The following is an 18232-nucleotide window of genomic DNA, read 5'->3' on the forward strand; positions in this document are numbered from 1 at the left end:
TTACAGCAGCCTCATTTCCTGTCAAGCTGTTTTTGAAGAATTTTTTCTTTCTTCTCAACACCTTGCAGCGCCCCACCAGATCATCTTCTCTCCAGCGGGAGGCGCATTCTACAGCGTTACAAACCGCTGTCAACACCCTCTTTACCGCCTTCGATCAAACCTGATCGAACCATCAACAGAGCCACCCAAACCACCCTGTCGATGCCGGCGCATTCTACTCGAATTCGCCGTCCGTGCAACCTTTATTTTCATCTAACTTCTTGTTTTACAAGGAGTTTTCAGATCAGGCCACGCCGGAAGTGGTGCGCATTATAGGCCGCCAGATTCCTAGGTCAACCGTTTATTTCAGGTTTATTCGAATTTCAGCGTAATACGCGCAAAAGCCTTCTTGCCGGCTTGGCAAACGTGAGTAGCACCTACCTTAAATAGGAACGCGCGATCCACGACCTGCCCATCCACCCGCACACCGCCAGACCCCAACAAGTCGCGAGCGACCGCAGCGTTCTTTACCAACCCTGCTTTATTAAGGAGAGCGGCGATCGGCATATCCTCAACCGAGACCAGCTCGACCTCAGGCAGATCTTCCGGCAACTCGCCCTCCTTCATACGGTTGCCGGCAGAACGATGTGCGCTGGCAGCGGCTTCGTCGCCATGGAAGCGTGCCACGATCTCCTCGGCCAGCTTGATCTTGATGTCACGCGGATTAGCGCCGCTTTCAACATCCACCTTGAACTGCTCGATTTCATCCATGGAACGGAAGCTCAACAATTCAAAGTAGCGCCACATCAGCGCATCCGGCATCGACACCAGCTTGTTATACATGACGCCAGGCGCTTCCTGGATCCCTATATAGTTGCCGAGGGACTTGGACATCTTCTTCACGCCATCCAGCCCCTCAAGCAGCGGCATGGTGACCACACACTGAGAGGCCTGGCCGTAAGCACGCTGTAGCTCACGCCCCATCAGCAAGTTGAATTTCTGATCGGTGCCGCCCAGCTCGACGTCAGCACGCAACGCCACCGAGTCGTAACCCTGCACCAGCGGATAGAGGAACTCGTGGATGGCGATCGGCTGATTGCTGGTGTAACGCTTGTCGAAGTCATCGCGCTCAAGCATACGTGCCACGGTGTACTGCGAAGCCAGACGAATGAAGTCGACCGGCGTCAGCTCATTTATCCACGTGGAGTTGAAAGCGACCTCGGTCTTCGCCGGGTCGAGAATCTTGAATACCTGCTGCTTATAGGTCTCGGCGTTATCCAGAACCTGCTCGCGGGTCAGCGGCGGACGAGTCGTGCTCTTGCCGCTCGGGTCGCCGATCATCCCGGTGAAATCGCCAATCAGGAAAATCACCTGATGCCCCAGCTCCTGGAACTGGCGCAGCTTATTAATAAGCACGGTATGCCCCAGATGCAGATCAGGGGCCGTCGGGTCGAAGCCTGCCTTGATACGCAGCGGCTCGCCACGCTTGAGCTTCTCGATCAGCTCCGCCTCAACCAGGACTTCTTCCGCGCCACGCTTGATCAGCGCGAGCTGCTCTTCAACCGACTTCATAAGGACTCACAACCACCGAATGCAAAAGGGAACTAACGATACAAGATCACCGACAAATGACAAGTTTTGCCCAGCGCAATAAAAGAGGTGCACCAGCCATCACCTTCAGGGTTGCCTCAGCCTGGATTTGGTTATATTTTATACAGTTACTGCAGATTCATGATTTTCTTCTTTTCCTCTTCATCTTTTCACTTCAAAAAGCAGCCCTATGACCTCTACAACTAAAGCGCCGCCGCTCTATCCCAAGACCCATATCCTGGCAGCGAGCGGCGTTGCCGCATTGCTCAGCCTGGCCCTTCTGGTGTTCCCCACTCGTGAAGTAGAAGCAAAAAAAACCTACCTTAATCTGGACATGGATAACGGCTCGGAACAGGTTCAACAGAGCCTGCCGCCGACCTCGCCAGAAATCTCCGCAGAACAGCCAGCTTCCGACTCGCCCTTCGCGAATATAGAAGGCGCGGATGACACGCAGAACGCCGCAGCCGACGCACAACCACAGGTGGCCGAGTTGCCGCCGGAAGACCCGCTTAACAAAACCATAGCGGTGGCCAACGGCGATACGCTTGGTACGGTATTCAGCAAGGTTGGCCTGTCAGCCAACACCTTGCATGACGTGATGAACAGCAGCAAAGACGCCAAGCAGCTCAGCCGCCTCAAAGTTGGTCAGGAGCTGCAGTTCACGCTCAGCGAAGACGGTCAATTGGAAAGCCTGCACAGCAAACTCAGTGACCTGGAAAGCGTCAGTCTGAGCAAAACCGACAAGGGTTATGACTTCAAACGCGAGCTGGTCAAGCCGGACGTGCGCGACGCCTATGCTCACGGTGTGATCAACAGCTCGCTGTTCGTGTCCGCCAAGCGCGCCGGTCTCTCGCACAACCTGACCATGGATCTGGCCAACATCTTTGGCTATGACATCGACTTCGCCATGGACATCCGTCAGGGCGACGAATTCGAGGTCATCTATCAAGAGAAGGTGGTCGCCGACAAGTCCGTTGGTACCGGCAATATTCTTTCCGCGCGCTTCACCAATCGCGGCAAGACCTACACCGCGGTGCGCTACACCGACAAGCAGGGCAACGTCAGCTATTACGATGCCGACGGCAACAGCATGCGCAAGGCATTCATCCGTACACCGGTAGACTTCGCCCGCATCAGCTCGCGCTTCTCCAATGGCCGCAAACACCCGATCCTCAACAAGATCCGCGCTCATAAAGGCGTTGACTATGCGGCCCCACGCGGCACTCCAATCAAAGCAGCCGGTGACGGCAAAGTGATTCTCGCCGGCCGCAAAGGCGGCTATGGCAATACCGTGGTATTGCAGCATGGCAGTCGCTATCGCACCCTCTATGCGCACATGCAGGGTTTCGCGAAAGGCGTACGCACTGGTGGCAGCGTGAAGCAGGGACAGATCATTGGTTACATCGGCACTACCGGCCTGTCCACTGGGCCGCACTTGCATTATGAGTTCCAGGTTAACGGCACCCACGTCGACCCCCTGAGCCAGAAGTTGCCGATGTCCGATCCTATCGCTCGTAACGAGAAACAGCGTTTCCTGCAGATGAGCAAACCACTGATGGCCCGCATGGATCAGGAAAAAGCCACCATGCTCGCACTCAACAAGCGTTAAGCCGATGCTATATATCGGCGTGATGTCCGGCACCAGCCTCGATGGGCTGGATATCGCGCTGGTCGAGCAAGGCGAGCACACCCAGTTGCTCGCCCATCATTACCAAGCCCTCCCCGACTCGCTCCGCGACCAATTGCTGGCACTTTGCAGCTCCGGCGCGGACGAACTCGCGCGCGCCGCCATTGCCGAGCAGCAATGGGCAGAGTTGGTCGCTGAGGGTGTGCACAGCCTATTGGCCGAGCAGAACCTCACACCTCAGGCCGTTCGCGCTATCGGTAGCCACGGCCAGACCGTGCGTCATGAGCCCGCGCGCGGCTTCACCATCCAGCTCAGTAATGCAGCATTGCTTGCCGAACTCACCGGCATCACGGTGGTGGCCGACTTCCGCCGCAGAGATGTTGCGGCCGGCGGTCAGGGTGCGCCACTCGTGCCGGCCTTCCATGAGGCGCTGTTCGCCAGCCCCGAGGGGGCACGCGCCATTCTGAATGTGGGTGGTTTCAGTAACCTGAGCCTGCTGGAAACTGGAAAGCCGGCGCGGGGCTTCGATTGCGGCCCTGGAAACGTCTTGATGGACGCCTGGATTCACCATCACAGCGGCCAGTCATATGATCGCGACGGCGCCTGGGCTGCCAGCGGCCAGGTGCAGGAGCCGCTGCTTCATGCACTGCTTGGCGATACCTTCTTCCAGGCCACCGGACCCAAAAGCACCGGCCGCGAGCTGTTCAACCTGCCATGGCTGGTGCAGCAGCTGGATACACAGCCCGGCTACCGACCGGAAGACGTGCAGGCAACACTGCTCGAACTCACTGCCACAAGCATTGCCGCTTCATTGCGACAGGCTCAACCCCATTGCAGTGAATTACTGGTTTGCGGCGGCGGTGCACATAACAAGGCGCTGGTTGGCCGACTGCAGGCGCTGCTTAGCACCGTCAAGGTTAGCCGCACTGATGATCACGGCGTGCCAGCCGATTGGGTAGAAGCGATGGCGTTTGCCTGGCTGGCCCATTGCTGCCTGAATAATATTCCCGGCAATCGACCCGAAGTCACCGGCGCGCGCGGCCTGCGTGTTCTGGGTGCGATCTATCCAGCCTAAGCGATACGGGCTAAACGAAAAACGCCGCGCAAATGCGCGGCGTTTTCATAGGTAATGCAGCTTAGATCGAGAACGACGAACCGCAACCACAGGTTGTCGTGGCATTCGGGTTCTTGATGACGAAGCGCGAGCCCTCGAGGCCTTCCTGATAGTCCACCTCGGCGCCCACCAGGTACTGGAAGCTCATGGGGTCAACGACCAAGCTGACACCCTCACGTTCGATGATGGTGTCGTCATCGGCAACGTCTTCATCGAAGGTAAAACCGTACTGGAACCCGGAGCAACCGCCACCAGTGACGAATACGCGCAACTTCAGACGTGGGTTGCCCTCTTCATCCACCAGGTTCTTAACCTTGCTAGCCGCCCCGTGCGTAAATTGCATCGCTGCTGTGGGGGTGAAGGTTTCGACGCTCATGTTCTATCTCCCGGCGCCAGGCGCCATACTGCGTTGTAGCGCTATATTATCCGCTTACCCTACAAAAGCGGTCAACTATTGTGAGTCGTCCACGCTTTCCGGCAGCTCCAGTGGCCTGCCCTGCTCCTTGATCGGTCGCAAACCGCCCTCTACTTGAGCGCCCATGGCCATCTCCATCAACCCATAGTAGAGATTGCCGCGAACGCGCGCACGCGGGCCAAGCTCGACATGCTGACTGGCATAGACATCGCCGATGATCTCGCCATCTATGATGATATGGGGAGCACGCACCTCGCCTTCAACCAGCCCGTCGACACTCACACGCACCAGCCCTTCCAAGGTAAGAAGATTGCCCAGCACTTTACCGTCGATCTGCACAGCGCCCTGAAATTCAAGATCGCCACGAAACGCTGCGCCTGCGGCGATCAAACTGGTTTTGCCAGTAAAACGCTGCATATCTGCCTTACTCTTGCCTTTATTCCACATCGCGTACCATCACTTATCAGTCAGTCCATTCGATTAGCCGCTCAACGGGTTTGCCACCCTCGACCTCGGCCTTGATACGTATTTGTACGGGTTCGAAACCTTCCGGGAGCCGCAGCTCGCCCAAACGACCGCCTTCTGGAATGACTTGCAAGTGCTTGAAGGCGAAAGGAATCGATTGTTCGGTCGCGCCACTCGGCAGATCATCGCTCAATTGCCGCAATTGCAGGCTTTTCGCCTCGCCAGCCTGACGACCATCCACTTGTACATGCAAGCGCCCCTTCATCGGTTTGTCATCCTTGCCGACGCGGCTGAGCATGATCTTGAAGCGGAACAAACCCGCCTGTTCGGTGGGGTGAATGTCGACACTCCGGATGAGCAACCCATCGGCCCGACTATCCGGTGCCAGAACGCCTTTATAGAAGGCTAGCTCCTGTTGCTGCTTGAAGTTCTGCTCTTCGAGTAATTTGATGGTCTGCCGGCTCTGCTCATTGGACTGCTGCGCCAGTTGTTCGCCGCTGCTGAGCACTGCCATGCGCTGACGTAACTCATCCAGCTCGCGCGCCTGCTCATCGAGCCGAACCTGCAATGCTTGCGAGTCGACACCCTCAACCTGCATCTCTCTGGCCTGCCACCAAGTTCCAAGATAAAAAGCGCAGGGCGCGGCGACCAAAAGAAGAATCAGCGCACTACGGAGACGCCGCTCATTGGAGCGGTTGCTGGGGCGCACTTCCCAACCCGACATCAGCGGTCGTTTCCTTGAAGGCAGCGCCAGCAGGCGGCCGAAGTGATTGAAAAGGTAATGGGTGCGGGCATCAGCTGCCTCTTGCAAGGTGCGTAAAGGTGACGATCATAAAGGTGCACCCGGCTGCGGCCAACCGCCATCATGACTATTGAGACCTCGCACACTAGTATCGAAGCCCCTATCACGTTTGAGGAATAGCAATGCTTTACCTGTGGATCAAAGCCTTACATATCATCGCCATGGTCTGCTGGTTTGCGGGACTGTTTTACCTGCCACGGCTATTTGTGTACCACACCATGAGCGAAGATGAAGCCAGCCGCGAGCGTTTCAGCGTGATGGAACGCAAGCTGTACCGCGGGATCATGACGCCGGCGATGATCGCCACGCTGGTGTTCGGCATCGCCCTGCTGGTCCTGGTACCCGGTTGGATGAGCCAGGGCTGGATGCACGCCAAGCTGACCTTGGTGGTGTTACTGGTCGGTTATCACCACGTCTGCGGGGCAATGTACAAACGCCTGGCCCGTGGCGAGAACACGCGCAGCCACGTGTTCTATCGCTGGTTCAACGAGGCACCGGTATTGCTGCTGATCGCTATCGTCATTCTGGTGGTGGTCAAACCGTTCTGAGGGTGCTCGGAGACCTATCTCGGCATCGCGCCTGCTTATGAAGCGAGACAACCCCTGCCAGGGATCAACGCCAGGTGACCCAGGATTGACGAGCATCAGCGATGCCGTAACGACGAACCGTTCAGCGAGCTGAGAACCACTGCCCAACTGCGGATGAAAGTCTCTACGGGCGTCTTGCCGATGGTCAGGCTGCGGGATAGGGTCGGCGGCATTCCTCCCGTGCAGACAAGGACGCGCGCATGAGCCAGCTTCGCTACAAAATCGTTTTCGATGGCAGTCTGATGCCCGACGCTTCGCTGGACGGGGTCAAGAGCAATCTCGCCAGTCTGTTCAAAAGTGATCTCACGCGTATCGACAGCTTGTTCGGCAAAGGTCCCATCGCGTTGAAGCGTGACCTCGCCGAAAGCGAAGCTAACCAGTATCTGAGTGTCCTGCAGCGAGCGGGCGCCCGTGCGCGCAAGGAGCCGGATCTTGCTGCTGCCCTGAGCCTCCTCGAGACGGACGAGGAAAAAGCTGCCATCGCCACCCCTGCCGAGCAAGCCTCACAGTCGATGGACTGCCCGAAATGCGGTCATCATCAGCGCGCCGCCGCTGAATGCTCAGCGTGTGGCGTGATCATCGAGAAGTATCTGGCACGCCAGGCACTGTTGGCTGAAAGCGCGCCTGCGCTAGCGACGACGCGTAGACCCGATACACAGCCAAGCCCGTACATGCCGCCACGTGCCGATATCGATCCGCAGGCGGGTCAGGTCGGCAGGTTGAAGGCCAATTCATTCAATGGCCGTATCGGCCGCTTACGCTATCTGGCCTGGTCACTGGTGCTGATGGCCGGGTTCGCTGTCGTTTTCGCCGCGCTGTCCGCCGTTACCCTGGTGTCGGAAACCCTCGGTGGCATCCTGGTGATCGCTGCCAGCGTCGGCATGTTGGTGATCAGCGTCCAGATCGGCGTGCAGCGGCTACATGACATGGGCTGGACGGGCTGGCTGTGGTTGCTCAATCTGGTACCGATCGTCAACAGCCTGTTCTGGATCATCATGCTGGTGGTGCCGGGCAGCGCCGGCAGTAACCGCTTTGGTCCCCAGCCACCGCCCAATAGCCTGGCAGTCAATATACTGGCTGGTTTGTTTCTCCTCCTGATAGCGGGCGGCCTGCTGGCAGTGTTCGCGAGCGGCTTCGCCATCCTGGCGATCCTTGGCCTGTTCTTCGATCAGCTCGTGAGCGGGTCATAGCCAGGCTGCATTTATTTGTGCCAGATGACGTTGCCAGTGCAGCGCACACCGGTGCGTTGCGGATAGGCTATACGCCCGTCATGGATCGCATCAGGAGTACCCCATGCCCCGCTACGCCCTGGTCACCGGAGCTTCCAGTGGTATTGGCCTTGCGCTGGCCGAAGCATTGGCACGCCGCGGGCGTAACCTGATCCTCGTTGCCCGCCAGCGCGATGCGCTCGAGAGCATCGCCTGTGAGCTGACTCAGCGATTTTCTGTCGACGTGCTATTTCGCACCTGTGATCTCAGCGAGCCCATGCAGCTGTCCGGGTTGCTGCATGAGCTGGAGCAGAATGGTCTGGTCATCGAGCTGCTGGTCAACAACGCGGGTATCGGTAGCGGTGGCGCCTTCGTCACCCAGGATTGGCGCCAGGAGCAACGATTGCTGGAAGTAAACGTTCTGGCCCTTGCGCGACTGTGCCATGCGATTGGCACGGTGATGGCAGGGCGGGGTCATGGCCAGATTCTCAATGTGGCCTCGATCGCCGCATTCCAACCGGGGCCGTGGATGAGCAACTATTACGCGAGCAAGGCGTATGTCCTGCATTTCTCCGAGGGCTTGCGCGAAGAGCTGCGGCCTTACGGCGTGAAGGTCTCGGTACTGTGTCCGGGCCCCACTCACAGCGCGTTCTTCCGCACAGCTAAGCTGGACGCCAGCTCATTCGAACAAGGCAAATTGATGCTCAGCGCCGAAGAGGTTGCCTTGATCGCCCTGCAGGGTTTGGCAAAAAACCGCGCAATCATCATTCCGGGCTGGCGTAACCGTTTACTGTGTCTGGCACCGCGCTTTTCCCCACGGTTTCTAGTCCGGCGCCTTGTCGCTCGCCTCAACCGGCGCTTCGGACGCCCCTGAAGAGACCTCTCAGTTCGCGCTGACCGTACGCCCCCGTGCCCAGTCGCGCAGCTCTGCCAAGCGCTCCGCCATGATCACCGAAAGCGGCGACGTCGTCTGGATTCCGCGCATCAACAGACCATGATCCACCGATTGCTGCTGCGCCTGGGCGGCATACAGCGCGCTGACCACAACCTGCTCGATCTCCGCGCCGGAGAATCCATGGCTGGCAGCGGCCAACTGGGTCAGGTCGAATGCGGAAGCCTCTAGCTCACGGCGCTGCAGATGGATACGAAAGATCTCGGCACGGACGTCGGCTTCGGGCAGGTCGACGAAGAAAATTTCGTCGAAGCGCCCCTTGCGCACCAGTTCCGGCGGTAAGCGGCCGATGACGTTGGCAGTGGCGACCATGAACACCGAAGATTTCCGCTCGGACATCCAGGTCAGCAGCGTGCCGAGCACGCGTTGACTGACACCGCCGTCCTGATCACCGCTGGCCAGGCCCTTTTCGATCTCGTCGACCCACAGCACGCACGGCGACATTTGCTCGGCAAGCTTCAATGCCTCACGCAGATTACGTTCGGTTTCGCCAAAGAACTTGTTGTACAGACAGGCGAAGTCCAGCCGCAATAACGGCAACCCCCACAACCCCGCCACCGCTTTGGCTGCCAGGCTTTTGCCTGAGCCCTGCACACCGACCAGCATCATCCCCTTGGGCAGATCGACGCCGGCGCCGTCGAAGAATATCCGCTGCCGCTCACCGAGCCAGCGCTTCAGATTGTTCAAGCCACCGACGTCGGCAAAGCGTGCCGTGTCGTATTCATAGCTGAGCACGCCATCGAGATCGAGCAGCTCGAACTTGGCTTTGTTGAGTTCTGGCAGGTCTTCCTGGGTGATGGCGCCGTCATCGCAGATCAGATTGCGCGCCAGCAGACGGGCTTCGGCGTGACTCATGCCACGCAGGTTTTTCACCACCTGCTGCAGGGTGCGGTTATCGGTACGCACGCGACGATTGCGGTTGCGCTCGCTCCAGCGTGCCGCCTCGTCTCGGACGATGCCCAACAGCTCATCCTCGCTCGGCAAGGCGAGGTTGAAGCGCGCCGCGTAACGCTGCACTTCCGGCGGCAACTTGCACGCATGAGACACCAGCACCACGGTGGGCGCGTGGCTGCCGTCGGCCATGGCGATTTCCTTGAGCAGGCGCACCAGCTTGGGATTGTCGACCAGGAAGGGATGCAGGTCGCAGAGCACGTAGAGGTTCGCCTGCGGATCTGCCTTGATCAGGCGCAGCGCCGCCTCTGGCTCCTGGCTACCACTGTCAGCATAGGCTTCGCCAGCGAAGCCGCCGCGCTGCAAGCCTGCCGTGATAGACCAGGTGAACAGCCCAAGCCCGCGGCGCACCGCCAGGCTGGTCAGCGTTTCCAAAACCCGGCGCTCATCCCACGACTCGATCAGCACCAACTTGACCTTGGAATCGAGCACTAGGCTCAGGTCGTGAATATCGTTCTTCACAGCAACTCCTTATGCGTTAGGCAGCAGCATAGTCCCGCCTGGCGGCAGGCCGGGCAAGCAACGGATTCTGCTGGGGAGACGCAGCACACGCTAGCAGGCGTTGGCCGCACCAGCTGCCGAACACGCCCGACCTTTTACGGTAAACTGGCGGCTCATATCTTCGCCGGAGAAGCCCCATGGCCAACGACCGCCATTATTCGCCCGTCGACCGCCTGCTGCTGCAAGCCGATATGGCGCTGCGCACCCTGCTGCCCTTCAGCGGCCAGCCGAGTCGCCCGTCGCCCGCCATCGTCGAACCCGAAGCCGAACTCGACAGCAAGCAGACGCGCCACATCGCTGGTCTCATGCGCATCAACCATACCGGTGAAGTCTGCGCCCAGGCGCTGTATCAGGGCCAGGCACTGACGGCCAAGCTACCCAAGGTTCGCGCGGCCATGGAGCACGCAGCGGACGAGGAAGTTGACCACCTGGCCTGGTGCGAACAGCGTATCCGCCAGCTCAACAGCCATCCGAGCGTACTCAATCCGCTTTTCTATGGATTGTCATTCGGTGTCGGCGCCGTGGCCGGGCTGGTCAGTGATCGCGTCAGCCTGGGATTCGTCGCTGCTACGGAAGACCAGGTGGTCAAACACCTGGACGAGCACTTGCAGCAAATCCCCGAGGAGGACGGCAAATCCAGAGCCATCCTTGAGCAGATGCGCAACGATGAGCAGGAGCACGCCAACAGCGCCCTGAACGCCGGCGGCGCTCGCTTCCCCGCGCCCGTCAAACTGGGCATGACGATGCTGTCCAAGGTCATGACCAAAACCGCTTATCGAATTTGACGACTAGCAGAAGGGCGGCCCGCGGGTCGCCCTTTTGCTTCAAGCACCGAGTTCGACGATCTCGTAGTCGTGGGTAATTTCCACACCTGCGCGACCGAGCATGATCGACGCCGAGCAGTACTTCTCTGCAGACAGCTCCACAGCACGTTTGACCTGAGCCTCTTTCAGACCGCGCCCCTTCACCACGAAATGCAGATGGATCTTGGTAAATACCTTGGGATCCTCACTGGCGCGCTCGGCGTCGAGAAAGGCTTCGCAGCTTTCGACCGGCTGACGGGACTTCTTGAGAATGCTGACGACGTCGAAGTTGCTGCAGCCCCCCAGGCCGATCAACAGCATTTCCATTGGCCGGACGCCGAGATTGCGGCCACCATTTTCCGGCGGGCCGTCCATTACCACGGCGTGGCCACTGCCCGATTCGCCGAGAAACAACGCTTCGCCTGCCCACTGAACACGCGCCTTCATCGCTGCCGCTCCTCTTAACTGAAAGCCGCAAAGCTTATCACAGGCCCGCGATTTCGCTGCTCACGGCGACGATGACTAGAGTTCCCCGCCGGAACGTGGCACGTCTCACAAAACGGACCAATGGCCGCTCACCTGCCCAATAATGATGCCGAATCAATGGCACAATCTGCCGGCACCGAGATAAACCGGTTCGTTACCTCGGTTATAAGAACAAGACAGTTACCAACGCGCTATCGACTCCACTACGTTGCACACAACGTCATTTCGCTACAGAACAGGTAAGGTTCTTTTGCTTTCATGGCCAATCCAGCCATCGCCTGAGAACCCACATCCCATGCGAAATAGTCGAGCATTTGGGTCTGGACAGCGTCACTCATCACGCCTGTCACGGGCTTATATTTCTATATTCGGGATTCAGGCATGGTCGCAATTACCCTCACTCCGAAAGTCAAAAACCTCGACAAACTTCTCGCCCATTGTCATCGCCGCCGCTATACCGCCAAGAGCACCATCATTTACGCAGGCGATCGCAGCGAAACCTTGTACTTCATCGTCAAGGGATCGGTCACCATCCTGATCGAAGACGACGACGGCCGCGAGATGATCATCGCTTATCTCAACCCGGGAGATTTCTTCGGTGAGATGGGCCTGTTTGGTAAGGAAGGCGCAGAGAAAGAGCGCAGCGCCTGGGTCCGGGCAAAAACCGAATGTGAGGTCGCGGAACTGACCTATACCAAGTTCCGCGAGCTGACCCTGCAGGATCCCGACATCCTGTTCGCCCTGGGCACGCAAATGGCCGAGCGCCTGCGCAATACCACCCGCAAGGTAGGTGACCTCGCATTCCTCGACGTTACCGGACGTGTCGCGCGCACCCTGCTGGATCTGTGCAAACAGCCAGATGCGATGACCCATCCCGACGGCATGCAGATCAAGATCACCCGTCAGGAAATCGGCCGCATCGTTGGTTGTTCGCGAGAGATGGTTGGCCGTGTGCTCAAGGCACTGGAAGAGCAGGGCCTGGTCCACGTCAAAGGCAAGACCATGGTGGTGTTCGGTACTCGCTGAATCGTCGGCTCGGTATTCAAGAATACCGGGCTCCCTTCTCAGGCCTTGGCGGCAACCGTCAGGGCCTCGACTTCAGGCCGCTTGATCAGCGCGTAGACCACGCCGGTCACCAGGCTGCCCGCCACGATCGCCAGCAGATACAGCAGCGCATGATTGATCGCGTTGGGAATCAGCAGCACGAACAACCCACCGTGCGGGGCCATCAGCTTGCAGCCGAAATACATCGACAGCGCGCCGGTCAGGGCGCCACCAGCGATGCTGGCCGGGATAACCCGCAGCGGGTCTTTCGCGGCAAAGGGAATCGCCCCCTCGGATATGAAGCACAACCCCAGCACCCCTGCAGCCTTGCCGGCCTCTCGCTCGGTCTGGCTGAACTTGCGTCGCGCCAGCACCGTAGCGATGGCCATACCAATGGGCGGCACCATGCCCGCGGCCATGGTAGCAGCCATCGGGGCATAGCTCTGCGATGCGAGCAGGCCAACAGAAAACGCATAGGCCGCCTTGTTGATCGGCCCACCAAGGTCCACGCACATCATGCCGCCGAGTAGAAGCCCAAGCAGGATGGCATTGGTGGTGCCCATGTTTTGCAGGAACACCTCCAGCGCCGCCATGATCCCGGCGACCGGGGTGCCGATCACATAGATCATTGCCAGCCCCGTGACCAAACTCGCCAACAATGGGATCAGCAGGATCGGCTTGAGCGCTTCGATGCTCTGCGGCAGGCGCAACCAGCGATTGAGCGCCAAGGCCAGATACCCGGCGAGGAAACCGGCAATGATGCCCCCGAGGAAACCGGTACCCAGAGCGCTGGCCAGCATGCCGCCAATCATCCCCGGCGCTAGCCCCGGACGGTCCGCAATCGAGTAGGCGATGTAACCGGCCAGCACCGGAATCATGAGTGCGAAGGCAGCCTCGCCACCGATTTTCATCAATGCCGCAGGTAGCGTACCTTCCTGCTTGAACGCCTCGATGCCGAACACGAAGGACAGAGCGATCAACAGACCACCCGCCACCACCATCGGCAGCATGAACGACACGCCGGTTAATAGATGCTTGTACGGCCCGCTCTTGCTGCCCGACTTGGCACTGTCGGCAGTTTGCGACTGCCCTGTGCCCTGTAGCGGCGCGGCTTCGGCCAAGGCTTTTTGCAGAGTCTGCTTAGGCTGTTTCAGCGCGACACCGGTGCCACAGCGGTAAACTTTCTTACCGACGAAGCGATCCGTCTCGACTTCGATGTCAGTCGCCAGCAGCACCACATCGGCGGCCGCGATGCTGGCCTCGTCGAGCAGGTTGCGCGCACCGACCGAACCGCGAGTCTCCACCTTAAGGTCGAAGCCCAATTGCTCGGCAGCTTGTTGCAACGCCTCTGCCGCCATGAAAGTGTGGGCGACGCCGGTCGGGCAGGCAGTAATTGCTACCAGTCTCGGTTTGTCCGATGCCGATGCAGCAGCCACCGGTGCCACGTTCTCCAGTACCTGAGCCTGTTCGGCAGCGACCCGTAAAAACTGCTTGGGGTCGGCCAGCGCTTCGGACGGCGTGGATTGCACCACCCGCTTGCCGACAAAGCGCTGCAGATCCAGCTCACCGGTCTTGACCACGAGCACCAGCTGCGCCGCGGCAATATCGGCGTCACTCAGCGGCGAGCCGATGGCCTTGGGGTCATGCACTTCAACCTGGGTCGACCAACCCAGACGCTCCGCAGCAGCCTGCAGCAGGCGCGAACAGAGAACGCTGGTGACCTGGCCGTTGGGGCAGGCAGTAATGATCAGCACATTCATTGCAACGACCTCTTGTTATTGTTTCGACGTCACAGCCACCGCCGCTTCCAGGCGGGCGAGCTGTTGCCGATCATGAATACCGAAACCGATTTGCGTGACCGCCTGAGCCGCCACTGCCGTCGCCAGGCGCAGCGTGCGCTCGGCCGGCCAATCGCTGAGAAGACCGTGCAGCGTCGCGGCAAGCAGCGAGTCGCCGGCTCCCACGGTGCTGACCACCTCGACCTGTGGCGGCTGCGCATGCAGCACGCCATGAGGGCCGAACCAATCGGCGCCCAGGGCACCGCGCGACAGCAGCACATGGTCGATACCGCCATCACGCAACGCACGGACGGCGTCATCGAGACGCTCCGTTGAAGGCGACTCCAGGCCGCAAACCTCAGCCAGTTCTTCCTCGTTGGGTTTGATCAACCAGGGACCGGCGGTCAGTCCGACACGCAACGCCGCCCCACTGGTATCCAGCGCCAGCGGCAAGCCAAGCCCCGCCAGGCGCTTCAGCAGCGCACCGAACCACTCGACCGTCACACCGCGCGGCAGGCTGCCAGCGACGACCACCGCGTCGTGCCCTAAGGCAATCTGCTCGAGCTGCTCCAGCAACTGCGCCTGGTGCGCTGCGTCGACGTCCGGCCCCGGGCCGTTGAGATCGGTAACGCAGCCGTCCCGCTCGGCAAGCTTGATATTGCTGCGGGTCTCGCCTGGCACACGCACGAACGCATCGATGAATCCGCGCCGGTGGAACAGCTGCTCGAACGGCGCAGCATTGGCCTGGCCAAGAAAGCCACTGACGGTGACCTTGTGACCGAGATCGGCCAGCACCTGGGAGACATTGAGCCCCTTGCCTGCGGCATGGCTGGTCATGCCCAGGCTGCGATTGACCGCTCCGGGCTGCAGGGTGTCGAGGCTGACGGTAAGGTCCAGCGCCGGGTTCAGGGTCAGAGCAAGAATGCGCGCCATCAGTGGGTCTCCTCGACCAGCGCACGCACTGCGGCGGCGCTGCCCAGCGTCAGTGCCTGCTGAGCCTGAACCTGGCTGTGATGAAGATCCAGCTCGCGCACCCGCGCTTTGACCAGGGGGATACTACGAGCCGCAACGCTCAGTTCATCCACGCCCAGACCGACCAGTAGCGGAATGGCGAGCATGTCAGCCGCCAGTTCACCGCACACGCCAACCCATTTGCCTTCGGCATGGGCCGCTTCGACAGTCATGCCTATCAAACGCAAAACTGAGGGATGCAGGCCGTCCGCCTGGGCCGACAGCGTGGGATGGCCACGGTCGATGGCCAGGGTGTATTGGGTCAAGTCATTGGTGCCGATACTGAAAAAATCCACCTCGCGGGCCAGGACCGGGGCCATCAGGGCAGCTGAGGGCACTTCGATCATGATGCCCAACTGCAGGTCATCCAACGGAATATCCTGACGCAGTTTCTCGACCATCTCACGCGCCGCGCGCCATTCTTCAAGCTGCCCGACCATCGGGAACATGATCCGCAAGGGGCGACCGTCGGCCGCCTGCAGCAAGGCACGCAGCTGGGTTTCCATGATATCCGGGCGCTGCAGGGTCAGCCGGATGCCACGCACCCCGAGGAAGGGATTTTCTTCTTCCGGCATCGGCCAATAAGGCAACGGTTTGTCGCCGCCAACGTCCAGCGTGCGCACCACCAGCGGTCGGCCTTGCAAGGCATCGAGTACACGACGGTACTCGGCCTCCTGAGTTGCCACGTCCGGCGCCTGGGCGTGGTCCATGAACACCAGTTCGGTGCGCAGCAGGCCAACCGCTTCGGCGCCCAGCTCGACCGCGGCAGCAGCCTCACCACTGGCACCGATGTTCACCGCGACCTCGACCGCATGTCCATCACGTGTGCGCGCGGGGTGCATGCGCTCGCCATGGGCACGCTCGCGACGCAGCTCGCTGGCCTGCCGCTCACGGTCGGCCTGTGCCAGCGTGGCGGCGTCTGGCGCCACCCACACATGGCCTCGTTCACCGTCGAGCAGCAGCGAAATACCTTGCGACAGAGCCAGCAAGCCTTCACCGGCGCCGACCACACAGGGAATGCCCAAGGCGCGAGCGATAATCGCGCTGTGCGCAGTGGCCCCGCCCCGCGCGGTGACGATACCGGCGACGCGCTGGCGGTCGAGACTGGCGACATCCGAAGGGCCGACCTCGCCCATTACCAGGATGTAGGGCTCGCTCGGTTCCTGAGGCGCCTCGACGCCACACAGCTGTGCCAACACGCGGCGGCCAACATCACGAAGGTCGGCGGCGCGCTCGGCGAGCAGCGCATCGTGCAGGGATTCCTGCTGTGCAGCGGCTGCCTCGATCTCGGTGATCCACGCTGCCTGAGCGCTGGCCCCCGCAGCCAGCCGCGCGTCGACATCCTCACGCAGGGCCGGATCACGCAGCATCGCCTGATGAGTAACAAAGATATCGCGAATGCTGGCTTCCTGGCTGCGCTCGACCAGACGCTGAATCTCGCCATCGATATGCGCCAGAGCAGCATCAAGACGCGTGCGCTCGACAGCCTCGCCCTCACCCTCAGCGGGATAATCAAGGCGCGGCACGCGCCGCACAAACGCCGGACCGCTGGCGATACCAGGCGACGCCGGCACCGCCTGCAACCGTGTGCCGGCCGCTGGAGCGAGCGATGCTTTGGCGGTTTCGGGTACGGCGGTTTTTTCGACGACCGCCTCGCCAGTCTGCGGCGGCAGCGGCTCGACCTCTTCACCCAGGCCAGCGCGAACCGCCGCCTCGATGGCTGGTAGAGCATCGTCAGCGATAGACGGGTCGGCGCTGAACTCCAGCACCTGACCACGGCGCGCACCGAGGGCCAGCAGCTTGCTCAAGCTCTTCGCCGAGACACCGGAGGCAGCACCCTCAACGAGACGAACGCGAATGTCGGCGCTGTATCGCTGAGCGAGCTCACTCAACGCCTTGGCAGGGCGCGCGTGTAGCCCATGAGCGTTGGCCAAGGTGATGCGCAGCGCGGGCCAGTCGGGCGGCAGCTCGGCGCCAAGTGCTTCGAGCACGCCACGGCTGCTGCTGGCATGTGCCAGCGCGTCACCCTGACCGGCAATCAACAGATCGCAAAGACGCTCGAGCACCTTACGGTGCCCTTCACCCAGGCATGCGAGGCAGAACAGCCCGGCCACCGGCTGACCGCCGTGTTGCAGCGGTTGCACCGGGGTAACGAACGCCAGCCCTGGGCGTTCGACACTCTGCTCGCTGCTCAGCCACCACAAGCCATTGCCCAGCGGCAAGGGTTCACCTTGCACCAGGCTGCCGGAAAAGCCGGAAGACGTGCAGCCTGCTTTCTTCAACAAGCGAGCGCCCTGCCAGGCCAACTCGTCGAAATCCTCAGCGCTGACGCCCAGCCCTACCAGCTGGCTATCCAGCGCCAGTTCCTGAGGAGCACCCTGCAGCAAGGCGAGGATAGCGTCGGCATCCTTCGCGTCGCGCAGGGCCTGGCTCAAGTCACCTTCGCCAAGGGCGCGGGTCAATAGCTGCAACAATCGCAGGTGTTCATCAGAGCGCGCGGCAATCGCAATGGCCAGGTACACACGCTGTCCGTCGCCCCAGTCCACACCCTCGGGATACTGGATCAGGCGCATACCGGTCTGAAACACCTGGTCGCGGGTTTCCGGCGTGCCGTGGGGAATGGCGATGCCCTGTCCCAAATACGTCGAGCCCTGCTGCTCGCGAGCCTGCATACCGGCCAGGTAACCGGGTGCGACCAAGCCATCGGTGACCAGGCTTTCGGCCAACTCGGCCAACGCCTGCTGTTTGTCTGTGGCTTGCCTGCCCATCTGGATTTGCGAAGGGTGTAGTTCGAGCATGGTGTTCTCCTCGAGCAAGGCCGTCGTGGTGGGCGGGCTTGGCGGACATTCTTGTTAGCTTAGTCGACTTGCTTGCTGAATCGTTTCATCTAGTACTGGCACGTTACCTGATAATGGGTAA

The 18232-nt window shown here is 60.5% G+C and carries 16 protein-coding genes; 7 read left to right on the top strand and 9 right to left on the bottom strand.

What is annotated here, in order from left to right; genetic code table 11:
* Window positions 1-351: 351 nt before the first annotated feature.
* Window positions 352-1551 (bottom strand): tyrosine--tRNA ligase, encoded by a 1200-nt coding sequence (gene tyrS / locus BLS60_RS07705; protein WP_092366587.1) that lies wholly within the window; start codon window positions 1549-1551, stop codon window positions 352-354.
* A gap of 208 nt (window positions 1552-1759) precedes the next feature.
* On the opposite strand from tyrS, the gene BLS60_RS07710 reads away from it, so the two are divergent.
* Entirely contained in the window at window positions 1760-3178 is a 1419-nt protein-coding gene (locus BLS60_RS07710; protein WP_092366590.1) for a peptidoglycan DD-metalloendopeptidase family protein, read from the top strand.
* 4 nt (window positions 3179-3182) lie between these two features.
* Window positions 3183-4271, top strand: coding sequence for an anhydro-N-acetylmuramic acid kinase (locus BLS60_RS07715; protein ID WP_092366593.1), 1089 nt, complete (start codon window positions 3183-3185; stop codon window positions 4269-4271).
* A gap of 61 nt (window positions 4272-4332) precedes the next feature.
* Here the strand turns inward: BLS60_RS07715 and erpA are convergent, their stop codons facing one another.
* The 3 genes from erpA to BLS60_RS07730 form a co-directional block, all read right to left on the bottom strand.
* The gene (gene erpA / locus BLS60_RS07720) at window positions 4333-4686 is read right to left on the bottom strand and encodes an iron-sulfur cluster insertion protein ErpA (RefSeq protein ID WP_070880028.1); all 354 of its coding nucleotides are present in this window, start codon (window positions 4684-4686) and stop codon (window positions 4333-4335) included.
* A gap of 75 nt (window positions 4687-4761) precedes the next feature.
* Window positions 4762-5172, bottom strand: coding sequence for a bactofilin family protein (locus BLS60_RS07725; RefSeq protein ID WP_092366595.1), 411 nt, complete (start codon window positions 5170-5172; stop codon window positions 4762-4764).
* Between the two features lie 16 nt (window positions 5173-5188).
* Window positions 5189-5788 (bottom strand): DUF6776 family protein, encoded by a 600-nt coding sequence (locus tag BLS60_RS07730; RefSeq protein ID WP_244153385.1) that lies wholly within the window; start codon window positions 5786-5788, stop codon window positions 5189-5191.
* Between the two features lie 326 nt (window positions 5789-6114).
* Between BLS60_RS07730 and hemJ the strand changes: the two genes are divergently transcribed.
* The 3 genes from hemJ to BLS60_RS07745 all read left to right on the top strand — a co-directional run bounded on the left by hemJ (window position 6115) and on the right by BLS60_RS07745 (window position 8661).
* Window positions 6115-6540 carry a protoporphyrinogen oxidase HemJ gene (gene hemJ, locus BLS60_RS07735; RefSeq protein WP_070880031.1) on the top strand — a complete coding sequence of 142 codons (426 nt, stop codon included), beginning with the start codon at window positions 6115-6117 and terminating at the stop codon, window positions 6538-6540.
* Window positions 6541-6779: 239 nt separating this feature from the next.
* Complete coding sequence (locus BLS60_RS07740) at window positions 6780-7769, top strand: DUF805 domain-containing protein (protein ID WP_092366601.1); 990 nt, start codon at window positions 6780-6782, stop codon at window positions 7767-7769.
* Between the two features lie 103 nt (window positions 7770-7872).
* Window positions 7873-8661 (top strand): SDR family NAD(P)-dependent oxidoreductase, encoded by a 789-nt coding sequence (locus BLS60_RS07745; protein WP_092366604.1) that lies wholly within the window; start codon window positions 7873-7875, stop codon window positions 8659-8661.
* 9 nt (window positions 8662-8670) lie between these two features.
* Here BLS60_RS07745 and BLS60_RS07750 read toward each other — a convergent pair whose 3' ends face one another.
* Window positions 8671-10152 carry an AAA family ATPase gene (locus tag BLS60_RS07750; protein ID WP_070880034.1) on the bottom strand — a complete coding sequence of 494 codons (1482 nt, stop codon included), beginning with the start codon at window positions 10150-10152 and terminating at the stop codon, window positions 8671-8673.
* Between the two features lie 176 nt (window positions 10153-10328).
* Between BLS60_RS07750 and coq7 the strand changes: the two genes are divergently transcribed.
* Window positions 10329-10976, top strand: coding sequence for a 2-polyprenyl-3-methyl-6-methoxy-1,4-benzoquinone monooxygenase (coq7, locus tag BLS60_RS07755; RefSeq protein ID WP_070880035.1), 648 nt, complete (start codon window positions 10329-10331; stop codon window positions 10974-10976).
* Window positions 10977-11015: 39 nt separating this feature from the next.
* Here coq7 and BLS60_RS07760 read toward each other — a convergent pair whose 3' ends face one another.
* The gene (locus BLS60_RS07760; protein ID WP_070880036.1) at window positions 11016-11441 is read right to left on the bottom strand and encodes an OsmC family protein; all 426 of its coding nucleotides are present in this window, start codon (window positions 11439-11441) and stop codon (window positions 11016-11018) included.
* 420 nt (window positions 11442-11861) lie between these two features.
* On the opposite strand from BLS60_RS07760, the gene crp reads away from it, so the two are divergent.
* On the top strand, window positions 11862-12506 hold the full coding sequence (gene crp, locus BLS60_RS07765; protein WP_070880037.1) for a cAMP-activated global transcriptional regulator CRP: 645 nt from the start codon (window positions 11862-11864) through the stop codon (window positions 12504-12506).
* 38 nt (window positions 12507-12544) lie between these two features.
* On the opposite strand, the gene BLS60_RS07770 is transcribed toward crp, so the two are convergent.
* Genes BLS60_RS07770 through ptsP form a run of 3 tightly spaced genes read right to left on the bottom strand, consistent with a single transcriptional unit; the run spans window position 12545 to window position 18111 of the window.
* Window positions 12545-14284, bottom strand: coding sequence for a fructose-specific PTS transporter subunit EIIC (locus BLS60_RS07770; RefSeq protein ID WP_092366607.1), 1740 nt, complete (start codon window positions 14282-14284; stop codon window positions 12545-12547).
* A 15-nt stretch (window positions 14285-14299) separates the two neighbouring features.
* Window positions 14300-15235: a 1-phosphofructokinase gene (gene pfkB, locus BLS60_RS07775; protein ID WP_092366610.1), complete on the bottom strand. Its 936-nt coding sequence runs from the start codon at window positions 15233-15235 to the stop codon at window positions 14300-14302.
* On the bottom strand, window positions 15235-18111 hold the full coding sequence (gene ptsP, locus BLS60_RS07780) for a phosphoenolpyruvate--protein phosphotransferase (RefSeq protein ID WP_092366613.1): 2877 nt from the start codon (window positions 18109-18111) through the stop codon (window positions 15235-15237). Before ptsP ends, pfkB begins: the two co-directional genes overlap by 1 nt.
* Between the last annotated feature and the right edge of the window lie 121 nt (window positions 18112-18232).

The organism is Phytopseudomonas seleniipraecipitans (assembly GCF_900102335.1).
Classification (GTDB): Bacteria; Pseudomonadota; Gammaproteobacteria; order Pseudomonadales; family Pseudomonadaceae; genus Aquipseudomonas; species Aquipseudomonas seleniipraecipitans.